Source organism: Nocardioides carbamazepini, from assembly GCF_024614185.1.
Lineage (GTDB): Bacteria > Actinomycetota > Actinomycetes > Propionibacteriales > Nocardioidaceae > Nocardioides > Nocardioides carbamazepini.
On the sequence record NZ_JAHTLF010000004.1, the window covers coordinates 1 to 11,791 of the forward strand.

13 protein-coding genes are annotated in these 11,791 nt (G+C 68.3%); 7 read left to right on the forward strand and 6 right to left on the reverse strand.

Annotated features, from left to right (window positions below; all coding sequences use genetic code 11):
* Window positions 1-223 precede the first annotated feature (223 nt).
* The gene (locus tag KVF89_RS02330; RefSeq protein ID WP_257423017.1) at window positions 224-1,555 is read left to right on the forward strand and encodes an IS256 family transposase; all 1,332 of its coding nucleotides are present in this window, start codon (window positions 224-226) and stop codon (window positions 1,553-1,555) included.
* Between the two features lie 317 nt (window positions 1,556-1,872).
* Here KVF89_RS02330 and KVF89_RS02335 read toward each other — a convergent pair whose 3' ends face one another.
* From KVF89_RS02335 to KVF89_RS02355, 5 genes are all read right to left on the reverse strand, one after another.
* Window positions 1,873-2,184 carry a hypothetical protein gene (locus KVF89_RS02335; RefSeq protein WP_257423018.1) on the reverse strand — a complete coding sequence of 104 codons (312 nt, stop codon included), beginning with the start codon at window positions 2,182-2,184 and terminating at the stop codon, window positions 1,873-1,875.
* Window positions 2,185-2,415: 231 nt separating this feature from the next.
* Window positions 2,416-3,222: an HpcH/HpaI aldolase/citrate lyase family protein gene (locus tag KVF89_RS02340; protein WP_257423019.1), complete on the reverse strand. Its 807-nt coding sequence runs from the start codon at window positions 3,220-3,222 to the stop codon at window positions 2,416-2,418.
* A gap of 2 nt (window positions 3,223-3,224) precedes the next feature.
* Window positions 3,225-4,058, reverse strand: coding sequence for an enoyl-CoA hydratase/isomerase family protein (locus KVF89_RS02345; protein ID WP_257423020.1), 834 nt, complete (start codon window positions 4,056-4,058; stop codon window positions 3,225-3,227).
* Complete coding sequence (locus tag KVF89_RS02350) at window positions 4,055-5,764, reverse strand: acetate--CoA ligase (RefSeq protein ID WP_257423021.1); 1,710 nt, start codon at window positions 5,762-5,764, stop codon at window positions 4,055-4,057. The genes KVF89_RS02345 and KVF89_RS02350 overlap by 4 nt, the downstream gene beginning before the upstream one ends.
* A 2-nt stretch (window positions 5,765-5,766) precedes the next feature.
* The gene (locus KVF89_RS02355; RefSeq protein ID WP_257423022.1) at window positions 5,767-6,633 is read right to left on the reverse strand and encodes an amidohydrolase family protein; all 867 of its coding nucleotides are present in this window, start codon (window positions 6,631-6,633) and stop codon (window positions 5,767-5,769) included.
* 46 nt (window positions 6,634-6,679) lie between these two features.
* Between KVF89_RS02355 and KVF89_RS02360 the strand changes: the two genes are divergently transcribed.
* Window positions 6,680-8,053, forward strand: coding sequence for an aldehyde dehydrogenase family protein (locus KVF89_RS02360; RefSeq protein ID WP_257423024.1), 1,374 nt, complete (start codon window positions 6,680-6,682; stop codon window positions 8,051-8,053).
* Window positions 8,054-8,082: 29 nt separating this feature from the next.
* On the opposite strand, the gene KVF89_RS02365 is transcribed toward KVF89_RS02360, so the two are convergent.
* On the reverse strand, window positions 8,083-9,246 hold the full coding sequence (locus tag KVF89_RS02365) for a thiolase family protein (protein ID WP_257423026.1): 1,164 nt from the start codon (window positions 9,244-9,246) through the stop codon (window positions 8,083-8,085).
* 102 nt (window positions 9,247-9,348) lie between these two features.
* Between KVF89_RS02365 and KVF89_RS02370 the strand changes: the two genes are divergently transcribed.
* The 5 genes from KVF89_RS02370 to KVF89_RS02390 all read left to right on the forward strand — a co-directional run.
* Window positions 9,349-9,762: an FAS1-like dehydratase domain-containing protein gene (locus KVF89_RS02370; protein WP_257423028.1), complete on the forward strand. Its 414-nt coding sequence runs from the start codon at window positions 9,349-9,351 to the stop codon at window positions 9,760-9,762.
* A gap of 16 nt (window positions 9,763-9,778) precedes the next feature.
* Entirely contained in the window at window positions 9,779-10,177 is a 399-nt protein-coding gene (locus KVF89_RS02375) for a MaoC family dehydratase (protein WP_257423029.1), read from the forward strand.
* The gene (locus tag KVF89_RS02380) at window positions 10,174-10,608 is read left to right on the forward strand and encodes an acyl-CoA thioesterase (RefSeq protein ID WP_257423031.1); all 435 of its coding nucleotides are present in this window, start codon (window positions 10,174-10,176) and stop codon (window positions 10,606-10,608) included. Before KVF89_RS02375 ends, KVF89_RS02380 begins: the two co-directional genes overlap by 4 nt.
* Window positions 10,609-10,720: 112 nt before the next feature.
* Window positions 10,721-11,296, forward strand: a complete 576-nt coding sequence (locus KVF89_RS02385; RefSeq protein ID WP_257423033.1) for a TetR/AcrR family transcriptional regulator — start codon at window positions 10,721-10,723, stop codon at window positions 11,294-11,296.
* The coding region (locus KVF89_RS02390; RefSeq protein ID WP_257423035.1) for an SDR family NAD(P)-dependent oxidoreductase at window positions 11,293-11,791 on the forward strand (499 nt) is incomplete at its 3' end. The genes KVF89_RS02385 and KVF89_RS02390, both read left to right, overlap by 4 nt.

Consider the following 11,791-nt stretch of genomic DNA (forward strand, 5'->3'; position numbering starts at 1 on the left):
GCGTCACGCAACGACCCTGTCAGGTCGTAGGCATCCAAGATTTTCATGATCTCCTCGGCAGACTTCAACTCATCCCTTCCTCGGGGCGATAGGGCGCTTCAGCACCGCTCATCGCACCCGAGGAAGGAAGGGGGGACTGTCGGAATTTCGGTGTAAACGGCCCGACACGCCAGTTCGGTTGAGTTGGCAGAAAGGGTCGATGATGACCGAGACACTGCCGAACATGTCTGCATCGGTGAAGGCGGCCGAAGCGCCGCAGAAGGAGAACCACAACCACGACGAGGGGCAGCTGCCGGAGGGGTTCGCGCGACCTTCGGCGGACGAGCTGGAGGTGGCCCGCGAGCTGGTGCGTTCTGCCCGCGAGCGCGGGACCGCGCTGACTGGCCCGGGCGGGCTGCTCAAGGCGTTGACCAAGACGGTGATCGAGACCGCGCTGGATGAGGAGATGGCCGACCACCTCGGCTATGACAAGCACGACCCGGCCGGCCAGAACTCCGGGAACTCCCGCAACGGCACGCGCACCAAAACGTTGCTGACCGACAACTGCGGGCCGGTGGAGATCGAGGTTCCTCGGGACCGGGTGGGGTCCTTTGACCCGGCGATCGTGAAGAAGTGGCAGCGCCGTTCCGGCGATGTCGACACCATCGTGCTCTCGCTGTACTTCAAGGGGCTGACCACCGGGGAGATCAGCGCCCACTTCGCCGAGATCTACGGCGCGAGTGTCTCCAAGGACACCGTCAGCCGGATCACCGACAAGGTGATCGCCGAGATGGCCGAATGGTCCGCCCGCCCGCTGGAAAGGGTCTACGCGGCCATCTTCATCGACGCCATCCACGTCAAGGTCCGCGACGGCCAGGTCGGAAACCGGCCGGTCTACGCCGCGATCGGGGTCGACCTGGCCGGCCACAAGGACGTGCTCGGTCTGTGGGCCGGGGCCGGTGGCGGAGAGACCGCGAAGTTCTGGATGAGCGTCCTGGCCGAGCTGAAGAACCGTGGCGTGGCCGACGTGTTCTTCGTCGTCTGCGACGGGCTCAAGGGTTTGCCGGACTCGGTCGAGGCCGTGTTCCCCCAGGCGGTGGTGCAGACGTGTGTGATCCATCTGATCAGGAACACCTTTCGGTACGCCTCGAAGAAGTACTCGGGCCAGATCGCCGCGGATCTCAAGCCGATCTACGGTGCGCCCAGCCCGGAGGCGGCTTGGGCGGCGTTTGAGGAGTTCGAGGAGAAGTGGGGCAAGCCCTACCCGGCGATCGGCCAGCTGTGGCGCAACGCCTGGGAGCAGTTCACCCCGTTCCTGGACTACGACGTGGAGATCCGCAAGGTGCTGTGCAGCACGAACGCCATCGAGAGCTTGAACGCCCGGTATCGCAGGGCGGTCAGCGCGCGCGGTCACTTCCCGACCGAGCAGGCCGCGATGAAGTGCCTCTACCTGGTCACCAGATCGCTTGACCCCAAGGGCACCGGACAGACACGGTGGACCATGCGGCGGAAGCCCGCCCTGAACGCGTTCGCGGTGACCTTCGCCGACCGGATGCCCAAGGCTCAGGACGGCTGAACGTCAAGATGAGAAATGCCGCTTACACCGGATTCCTGACAGACCCAGGAAGGGGCCTCAACCGCGGACCGCGGCGAGGCAGACGACGTCGTGTCGGGCAGATCCCATGACCGTCAGCGGGCAGTTCTCATGTCCGCCAGCGGGCAGTTTCGTGGCCGTCTCCGGGCAGTTTTCCGTGGCCGTCGACACGGCCGGCCTCGGCGATCGCCGGTGAGAGCCGGTCAGTGGGCTCGAGGTGGCCGGCGAAGACGTGAGCGCAGCCTGATGCTCACCGGACCGCCACCGAAGTTCCACGGAACTCGGGACATCCTTCCGGTCTACCCTCCGCCGAGGTACGTATGCAGACTGGGCGGAATACCCAGCACGAGGCGATGCTCCTCGTGGGAGAGTTGCAGTCCGCGCTCGTGCCATGATGCGGACCATCCATGCATCTCGACGAGGTGGGTGACCGTTTCGAGCACGGCCCGCTGCCTTCCGTCAATGCCTATTGGGTCGAGATTCGTCGCTAGGGCGACCTCGCCGTCGATCTTCTCCGACGAGAACCCCGAAAGGCTTTGAAGGTTGGCGTCGACACTCAATGCGACCGGCGCAAGGTAGAGGTCGACGACGTCGTGTGGTCTGACGGTCATGATGGTCTCCTTTGGGTGTTCCCAACTTACTCACGAAGCTTGCCCCGTCTAAGGCCGAAGGTCCCTGAAGTGGGGCTCTTCTGGCACTTTCGTGGGTGTTTGACCGCGTCTGAACGTGGTCAAGTCGGTGACCTGGTGTACAGGTTCTGATTGAAGCATCCCGAAGTTTCCGGAGACTCCGAGGGTCTTGGTGGAGTGGGCGGACTCCTTCATGGCGATCTCCCGCAGTGTTCAACAGCCTGCCTGCGCCAGGATCCGGCGGGCACGCTCGAGCACGGGTCCGTCAACCATATGGGTCCCGGAACGGACGGCCCCTGAGGTGCCCGCCTCGATGATGCCGCGGGCCCAGGAGATCTCGTTCTCCGTGGGGAGCAGGCCGAGCCTGACGGCATCGACTTGGCGGGGGTTGAGGCAGAGCTTGCCTGTGAAGCCTAGCGCTCGTGCACGGCGCGTCGCGTCCGTCGTCACCTCGCTGGCGTCGAGGTCGCGGGTGACGCTGTCGATCGGGCCGGCAATCCCGGCCGCCCGGGACGCGATCACCAGAGTGCTGCGCGCAAGCAGCATCGCCGCGTCGTCTTCGGCCGAGCCGAGATCGGCGGCGAGGTCGACGTGACCGAGGGCGAGCCTGAGCACGCCGGGCGCCCGCGCGATCTCCACTGACCCCAAGACACCAACGGCGGTTTCGACCAGGGCAATGAGCGGCACGTCGCCCCAGACGTGGTGGAGCTCGGCCAGGGCGTCGGCGTGCTGGGACTTGGGAACCATTACACCTCGCACCCCCTGGCAGTGACGGAGCACAGCGAGGTCGGCCTCCTGGCCCGCCCAGTCGGAGTTGATCCGGACCACTGCCTGGCCGGCGGCGTCCAGCCATCTCGCCGCGGCACATCGGGCCTCCGCCTTGTTCTCAGGTGCGACTCCGTCTTCGAGATCGATGATCACAGCGTCGGCCCCGCTGGCGACGGCGCCCGCAAAGCGGTCGGGTCGGTCGCCGGGTACGAACAGCAGCGTCCGGGCCCCCTCGAGGCTCCACTTGCCCACGGTCAGGACCTCGCGCGCGAGCGGGAGCGAACGAGGAAGTCTTGGAGCGCGGTGGCATGGGCCTGTGACTCCTGGCAGCTCAGCGTCGCCTCGATCTCGCGGGCCAGAGCCTCCGGGAGGCCGTGGCGGTGCAAGAGGGACTTGCTCGCGGAGATGGCCTCCGCCGGCGCCGAGGACAGGGCCTCCGTGCGCGCGCTGAGGACCTCGTCGAGGTCGTGGTCGGGCACGACCTCGTCGACCATCCCGGCAGCCAGCGCCTCCGCGGCGCCGAGGCGCTCACCGCGCAGCAGCATGCGCCGGGCCACATTCTTTCCAGCCTTCTCGGTCAGAAACCAGCTGACGCCCCAGTCGCCGGGGAGACCGAGCGAGGAGAACCCGGGGACAAAGACAGTGCTGTCGCCCGCGATACGGAAGTCGCAGGCGAGCGCCAGACCGATGCCCGCGCCCGCGACCGGGCCGCGGAGGCCCGCGATCGTGACCTGCGGCAGCTCGCTGATTCGCACGACGATGTCGAAGGCGCGCTCCATGCGCGCGCGTTCGGCGGCCCTCAGCGTCTCGAGCTCGGCACCCTCCATCCCCAGTCGGGACGGGCGGCGCTCCATCTCTTTGACGTCGGAGCCGGCGCAGAACGCGCGCCCCTGGCCGCTGAGGCAGACGACGGCCACGTCCTTCCTGCTCTCGAGGTCGGACAGTGCGCGGTGCAGGTGCTCGACGAGTGCCACGTTGACGGCGTTCAGGCGCTCGGACCGGTTGAGCACGAGGTGAGCGGCACCGTCGCGGATCGTAGTGAGCAGGCAGTCGTCCGCCGTGGTTACGGGCTGGTGACCCGAGGTCACGACGGGGCCTCGGCGCGCAGCAGGTCCCGGAGCTTGCGTCGTTGGAGTTTGCCGACGGGATCCTTGGGCAGCTCGTCGACGTACTCGATGCGACGGGGGTACTTGTACGCGGCCATCTGGGACTTGCAGAAGTCCTGGAGCTGTTGCGTGGTCCCAGGGCCGGACGGGCGGTCCGGCTGGAGCCGCACGAAGGCGGTGACGACCTGACCGCGCAGGGCGTCGGGGGCCGGCACGACAGCGACCTCGGCCACGTCCGGGTGCGTGGCCAGGACGCGCTCGACCTCGATGGGTGCCACCTGTCGACCCCCCGTCACGATCATGTCGTCGAGCCGGCCGTGGAACCACAGCCACCCGTGCTCATCACGCAGGTAGGCATCATCGAGGATGCTCCAACCGTTGACCACGTCCTGGCGGCTCCGCTCGAGAACACCGGGGTGGGTGTTGATCCAGTAGGTGATGCCCGAGGGGCCGCGGACGGCGAGCTGGCCGGCCTCGCCGAAGGGCGCCATCGCGCCGTCCTTGCCGAGCAACCGGGCCTCGTAGCCGGGGAGGGGCCGGCCCACAGTGAGGCCGGGGGGCGGACCCGGGGGTCCGGCGTCGGCGTCGAGGAAGATGTGGCGCATCGGAGTCATGCCCACCCCGTTGCGAAGCGGTGAAGGCATTCGCTGCGCCCAGCGTTCGTGCGTCGCGGCGTCGAGAGCCTCCCCGGAGCTCAGGGCGTTGCGCAGCGGCAGTCCGAGCGTCTCCTTGCTGGGTGGCGGGTCCGCCAGCATCATCCGGTACATCGTCGCGGCGCCGGCCATGGACGTGACGCCGAACTCCCGCAGGAGGGCCCACATGTCGGCGGCGGTGGGCCTGTCGACGAAGACGGCGAGGGCGCCCGCGCGCAGCGGGAAGTTGATCTTCTCACCGTTGCCGAAGGCGTGGCCGATGGGCGCGTGCGTGAGGAACACCGAGGTCTCGTCGGCACCTCGCACCTCGTTGTTGAGGTCGGCCAGCGCAACTTCGGCCGCATGGGTGTGCAGGCAGCCCTTCGGCTGCCCGGTGGTGCCGCCCGTGTAGTAGATGCCAGACGCGTCGAGCGGTCGGGTCGGATGGGGAGGGACGTGTTCTCCGGACCCCTCGGACAGCAGGTCCATCGAGAGGTCGTGGGCGGAGGCATCCGGCCAGCCGACGATCCGCTGCACCGTGGGCGTCTCGGCCAGGGCCGCGGTGAGCTCGCCCTCGTGTGCGGTCGAGCAGATGACGGTGCTCGCCTCGGTGTCGTTGAGCATGAAGGCCAGCTCGCGGGCCATCTCCAGCACCGACGACGGCACCACGATGCCACCGAGGCGCCACACGGCGAGCTGGGCCACGGCGGCCTCGGGAACGTCCGGCATGCGCACCAGCACTCGATCGCCGGCCTGTACCCCGTGGCGTCTCAGGCCCGCAGCTAGCCGGTTCACGCGGTCGAGCACCTCTCCGTACGTCCAGTACTCGGGGGTTCCGGGGCCGACCCGGGCCATGGCCCGGTGATTGGGTCCGACCCGCGCGACGGTCGCGTCGAGGAGGGCCTGACAAGCGTTGAGGGGCGCATCCGACTGTGCGTAGTCCAGCTGGGGCGAGCCGAAGCTCAGCTGGGGCAGGTGCTCGGACTCCGGAAGGAACCGGCTCTCCACGTTCGGGAATAAGAGTGCGCCGTCGCGCGTGGTGCGGCCGAATTCCATCGTCAGCTCCTCAGGATCGGGTGGTGGGTATCCGCCACCATGGCGGATACCGACGGGATGGGCAGGTCGAAGAGTCGGACGGCGTTGCGCCAGAGGGCATTCTCTATCAGTTCCTCACTGAAGGGCATCTGGCGGAACTGCGCCGCGAGGCGCGAGATGGGAGGCGACGAGGGCCAGTCGCTGCCGAAGAGCACGCGGTCCTTGACCCGCTCGAGCTCCGGGAACTCTTGCACGATCCGCGTCGCGGGCATGCCGGAGAGCTCCATCCACACGTTCGGACGCATGCGGGTGAGCTCGAAGACCTGTCGGGTCCAGAAGCCCCGGCCGGCATGTGCGCACAGGATGCGCAGCTCCGGAAAGTCGGCGGCGACCTCGTCGACGAGCAGCGGGTCGCAGTACCTCATCTTGGCGCCCGGGAAGACGGACGAGCCGACGTGGATCGTTACCGGGAGGCCGCGCTCCTCGGCGATCGCGAACAGTGGGTAGAGGCTCCGGTCGTTGGCAGGCAGCTGATGGCTGCACGGGTGCACCTTGAGGCCGCGCGCCCCTCGCGCGATGGCGTCGGCGAACCGTCTGCCAGGCTCGGGGACCGATCGCGGGTCGTACTGCACAAACGGCAGCAGCCGCCCGGTGCCCTCGCCCTCGTCCAGGGCGTACTCCTGGACGGGTTCCTGGCCGCTCGGGATCGCGACCGCGACGTCCACGCCCTCGTTCTCCAGGTACGCCAGGAGGCCCTCGCCGGTGGGACCGTCGCCCTCGACCACGTGGCGGGTCGCGTCATCGGCGAGCGTGGCCGCCAGCTCGAGCCCGGCAGGCAGCCACCGGCGGCGTGGACCTACGTGGACGTGGCAGTCGATGAGCATTGACATGGCTCGTACAGTATCAATCGGCTTATCAATCGACTAGGGGCTTGAGATGACCGAATATGTGGTGTACGCGCCGGACGACGGCACAGCGCTGGGGGTGGTGGCCCGGGATGACGCAGCTAGCATCGACGTCAAGGCGGATCGTGCCCTGCAGGCCATGTCGAGGTGGTCGGACCTGACCCCGATGAAGCGGGCCGAGGCCCTGCTGAAGATCGCCGAGGCCACCCGCGAGCGCCTCCCGGAGCTCGCTGATCTGCTGGCCAAGGAGCAGGGCAAGACTCGCAAGGAGGCGCTGCTCGAGCTCGACAGGTACGTCGGGCCGTTCCTGCAGTACGCCGGACTGGCGACCCTGGCCGGGGGTCGTCACCAGCGGCTCGGGGGTGAGGTCCACGGACTCGTGGACCGCGGACCGGTCGGCCTCGTGGCCGCCATCGTCCCGTGGAACTTCCCGGCGTCCCTGTTCGGCAGCAAGCTCGCCCCGGCGTTGGCGGCCGGCTGCGGATTCCTCATCAAGCCAGCCGAGTCGACGTCTTTGATCACCCTCGAGCTGGCCCGGATCGCTCAGGCGTTCCTGCCCGAGGGGCTGCTCGACGTCGTGGGGGGTGGCCCCGACGTGGGTGACCTCCTGGTCACGCATCCATCCGTCTCGCGCGTGGCCTTCACGGGGTCGACGGAGGTCGGGCGACGTATCGCCGCCCGCGCCGGCGAGCGCCTCAAGCGCCTGACGCTGGAGCTCGGTGGCTGCGACCCCTTCGTCCTGCTCGAGGATGCCGACCTGAGGGGAGCCGTCCGGGCGCTCATGGGTGCTCGCTTCTACAACGCTGGGCAGGTCTGCGTGGCTCCGAAACGGCTGGTCGTCCACGAACGGGTCGCCGACGAGGTGGTGGAGGCGATCGTCGAGCGTCTCGACCGCGTGGCGCTCGGGCCGAGTCTCGGAGCGGACTCGACCATGGGCCCGCTGCACAGCGAGGCCTCCCGTGACCGGATCGAGGGCCAGGTCGCCGACGCCGTCGACCGGGGGGCGAAACTGCTCGGCGGTGGCCGTCCCACGGGCAGCACCTACGACCGGGGCTGGTTCGTGCGTCCGGCCCTGCTGCTCGATCCCGCGCCCACCTCCCGGGTCCGGGTCGAGGAGACCTTCGGGCCCGTCCTCACGGTGATCAGGGTCAGCAGCGACGAGGAGGCCGTCGCGGTGGCGAACGAGACCCCGTTCTCCCTGGGTGCGTCGGTCTGGAGCGCCGACCAGGCGCGCGCGTGGCGGCTGGCCCGGCAGGTCCCGGCGGGCTACACCTGGATCAACTCGCTGGCGCGGGTCTACGACGAACTGCCGTTCGGTGGCGTGGGGGCGTCGGGCTTCGGACGAGAGCACGGCATCGAGGCGCTCGAGTCCTACCTCGAGGACCGGACGTTCATCTACTCCTGACTCGGCGGTGCGGTCGCATCCTCAGCACGTCACGCGCTGAGGATGTGGACGCACTCCGCCGCCGAGTCGCCGGCTACCCAGCCGCCCCCGTTGTCGGCCAGGGCGATGCGTGCGCCGTCGACCTGACGGGTCCTGGCCCGGTCGCGCAGCTGGTCGCACAACTCGACGACCTGTGCGCAGCCGGTGGCGCCCAGGGGGTGGCCCCGGGCCAGCAGGCCGCCCCCTGGATTCACCGGGAGCCGGCCGGTGAGGGCCGTGGCGCCCCTCCTGATCAGGCGGGCGCCCTCGCCCGGTGCGCAAAGCTGCAACGACTCGTAGCGCATCAGCTCCGACGAGGCGGCGGCGTCGTGCAGCTCGACCACGTCGAGGTCCTGGGGTCCCACTCCCGCTTGCTCGTAGGCCAGCGTCGCCGAGCGGTAGGCGGCGGGCGGTCCTTCACCCACCGGAGAGCCGGAGCACAGCACCGACGCACGGATCCGGACCGGATCCGCGATGCCCAGGCGGCGAGCTCGCTCGGGGCTGGCGACCACCAGGGCCGCGGCGCCGTCACCGATCGGCGAGCACATCATGCGGGTGAGGGGGTCGCTGATCATGAGGTCGGCCAGCACCTTCTCGACCGTCGTCTCCGAGCCGTACTGGGCGTTCGGGTTGAGGCCGCCGTTGTGCTGCGCCTTGACCACGACCCGGGCGAGGTCCTCCACCGTGGCGTCGCTCTCGGCCAGGTAGCTGCGGACCTTCTTGGCGTAGACATCCATGAACGGCGAGGGCGAGTCCCGGTCGAAGTCGCTCTCGACGTCGAGGGCGGTGGCGACGGCGAGGCCGGCACGACGCTTGTCGTCGTGCGTCATCTTCTCCGAGCCAACGACGAGGACAAGGTCATGCTGACCGGCCAGGACGGCGGTCTGGGCCAGGTGGAGCGCGGTCGATCCCGACGCGCAGGCATTCTCGACGTTGATCACGGGCACACCCGTGATGCCCGTCGCGCGCAGCGCGACCTGGCCGCGCACCATCTCCTGACCGTTGAGCAGCCCGGCGATGGCGTTGGCCGAGTACGCAGCCTGGATCTGGCCGGCATCGATCCCTGCGTCGGCCAGGGCGTCCCGGGTCGCGGCAGCAACGTGATCTCGTAGCGTGGTGGCAGGCATCTTGCCGAAGGAGGTGATGCCCGTCCCGATGATGACAGCGTGCGACATCGCTACTCCTTGATAGATTGACCGATCCAGGCCAAGGTAGGGTCCAGCACCTCGACTGTCAACGAGGTGGCGCGAGCGCCGCTCGCCGGATGAAGGAGCGACATGGCACGAGAAGTAGGCACCAGGTTTGCGGAGAGCGAGTTCTACATCGACCCGGCGCGCGTCGAGGAGTACGTGACCGCGCTGGGCGTCGCTCCCGAGCAGGACTACCGCGCCGAGGTGGGTTCCGTCGTGCCCCCCGGCTTCTTCATGTACGTGACGTCCTACGGCGCGGAGCCCATCCACGACGCCCTCGACTTCGACATGCTCCGAACCGTTTTCGGCGGCAGTGAGGTGGAGCACCGAAGCCCAGTGAGGGTGGGGGACCGTCTCACCGTGCGGCCCTGGATCTCCGGCGTCACGGAGAAAGACGGCAAGTCCGGACACCTGACGTTCGTAGAGCTGACCACCGAGTACTCACGCGAGGACGGCACCATCGTCGCCCTCGAGCGTTCCAACACCGTGCAGAGGGGCTGACGTGATGAGGCTGAGCGTGGGTGACACCCTTCCCGAGGTCGAGACCCCGCCAATCGACCGACTGCGGATCGCCTACATGGCCGTGTCCATGCGCGATCCCAACCTGGTCCACGTCGAGGACGAGGTCGCGGCGAGGTCGGGTCTGCGAAGCGTGATCGCCCACGGCACCTTCGTGGTCTCGTACGCCGGCGCTGCGGTGAGCAGGGCCGTCGGCGTCGACGCCGTGCGGGTGCTCAAGGTCGACGTCACGGCGCCCGTCTTCCCCGGCGATGTGCTGCGCACCAGAGCAGTCGTGACCAGGTCCGAGCCGGTTGAGGAGGGCGAAATGCTGACGGTGGACCTGTCCGTCACGCGTCACGACGGGACCGAGGTGGGACGCGGCTCGGCCTCGGTTCTGCAGCAGGCGGTCACGTGACCTGGTCCCGCACCCGGCCGGTGTTCGTGGGGGAGGACGACGCGTCGGGGCTGATCTACTTTCCGACGTACCTCCACTACATGAGCGAGGGCGAGCAGCTCCTCTTCGTCGAGCTCGGCTTCCCAGTCACGCAACAGATCGCGGACCGGGTGGCCATGCCGGTGGTGCACGCCGAGTGCGACTACGTCGCGCCAGCGCGGGCAGGCGACGTGCTCACCCATTCCATCGAGCTGTCAGTGGGGCGCCGCTCGTCCGTCGTGTGCCGTCACGAGTTCGCCAAGCCGGACGGTGAGGTGGTGGCCCGGGCCCACCTCGTCCGGGTGATGACTGACCTCGACACCTTGCGGCCCGTCGCGGTCTCGCCCTCCGTCCGCGAACTCCTCGATCACGGTCGACCCGCCCACCGCCCCAACAGCGTTCCGCACGCATAGGCTGCGAGATGTCAGTCTGGCAAGGACATGTGCAGATCAACGGATCAGACCGTCAGAGGTTCACTAATCGCGGTGAACCCTGTCGGTACTCAACAGACGGAGGACGGCAGCGATGAATCTCGATTATGAAGCCAAACGCCGTGCTGTCCTCGATGGTGCTGCAGAGGTCTTCATGCGCGACGGCTTCGCCGCCGGAACGACCAAGGACATCGCGGCCGAGGTCGGGCTCAGCCAGCCGGCGATCTACCACTACGTCGGGTCCAAGAGCGACCTGCTGCGGGAGATCGCGCTCACGGTGGACCACAACATGATGGAGGCCCTGGAGGCCGGGATCCGCTCCTCGGACACGCCCGCGGGTCAGCTGCGCGGCATCATGCGAGAGTTCACCGCTGCCGTGGTACGCGACCGCCGCGCCTTCGCCGTCTTCTGGCAAGAACTCTACTCGCTGGAGGCGGAGACACGCGAGAAGATCACCAAGGACGAGCGTGATTTCATCAACCGCGTCGCCCGCCTGGTCGCCACCCTCCAGAAGCAGAACCGGATGCCACCTGGGCCGCCCACGGCGGTCGCGCAGGCGATCGTGAGCATGCCGAGTTGGATGTACCACTGGTACCGGCCGGGCGGCCCACTGGACGCCGAGTCGATCGCCGACATCTACTGCTCACTCATCGGGATCAACGACGCATGAAGGACCTCGAAGGTCAGGTCGCGATCGTCACGGGTGCCGGTCAAGGCGTCGGTGCGGCCATCGCAGAGCGGCTCGCCGCAGCCGGCGCCCATCTCGCACTCGTAGATCGCCAGGAGAACCTCGTCCGCGAGGTGGCTGGGAAGATCGCGGAAGACCACGGCCACGAAGCGCGCCACTACACCTGTGACGTCCGGGACCGCGCGGCCCTCGCCGACGTCATCAAGGACGCCGCGACCATGACCGGACGCATCGACGTGCTGGTCAACAACGCCGGTCGGTGGATCAGTGGACCCTTCGTGGACTCCGCGCCCCTGGACTGGGAGGAACAGATCGACACCAACTTCGGTGCGGTCCTGACACTGACGCAGCTAATCGTTCAACGCCATCAAGCGGGCTGGCCTCAAGCTCACATCGCCGCTGCGATGGGGGTCTCTCGCAAGTGCGTGAAGACCTGGATCGACCGCTACGACGATGAGGGCGACGCCGGTCTGGTCA

What these genes read in the sequence shown, in the direction of transcription:
- KVF89_RS02365 (WP_257423026.1), bottom strand. Translation starts at nt 9,246, where the DNA reads ATGTCGCACGCTGTCATCATCGGGACGGGCATCACCTCCTTCGGCAAG.
- KVF89_RS02335 (WP_257423018.1), bottom strand. Translation starts at nt 2,184, where the DNA reads ATGACCGTCAGACCACACGACGTCGTCGACCTCTACCTTGCGCCGGTC.
- KVF89_RS02350 (WP_257423021.1), bottom strand. Translation starts at nt 5,764, where the DNA reads ATGGAATTCGGCCGCACCACGCGCGACGGCGCACTCTTATTCCCGAAC.
- KVF89_RS02360 (WP_257423024.1), top strand. Translation starts at nt 6,680, where the DNA reads ATGACCGAATATGTGGTGTACGCGCCGGACGACGGCACAGCGCTGGGG.
- KVF89_RS02370 (WP_257423028.1), top strand. Translation starts at nt 9,349, where the DNA reads ATGGCACGAGAAGTAGGCACCAGGTTTGCGGAGAGCGAGTTCTACATC.
- KVF89_RS02385 (WP_257423033.1), top strand. Translation starts at nt 10,721, where the DNA reads ATGAATCTCGATTATGAAGCCAAACGCCGTGCTGTCCTCGATGGTGCT.
- KVF89_RS02355 (WP_257423022.1), bottom strand. Translation starts at nt 6,633, where the DNA reads ATGTCAATGCTCATCGACTGCCACGTCCACGTAGGTCCACGCCGCCGG.
- KVF89_RS02330 (WP_257423017.1), top strand. Translation starts at nt 224, where the DNA reads ATGTCTGCATCGGTGAAGGCGGCCGAAGCGCCGCAGAAGGAGAACCAC.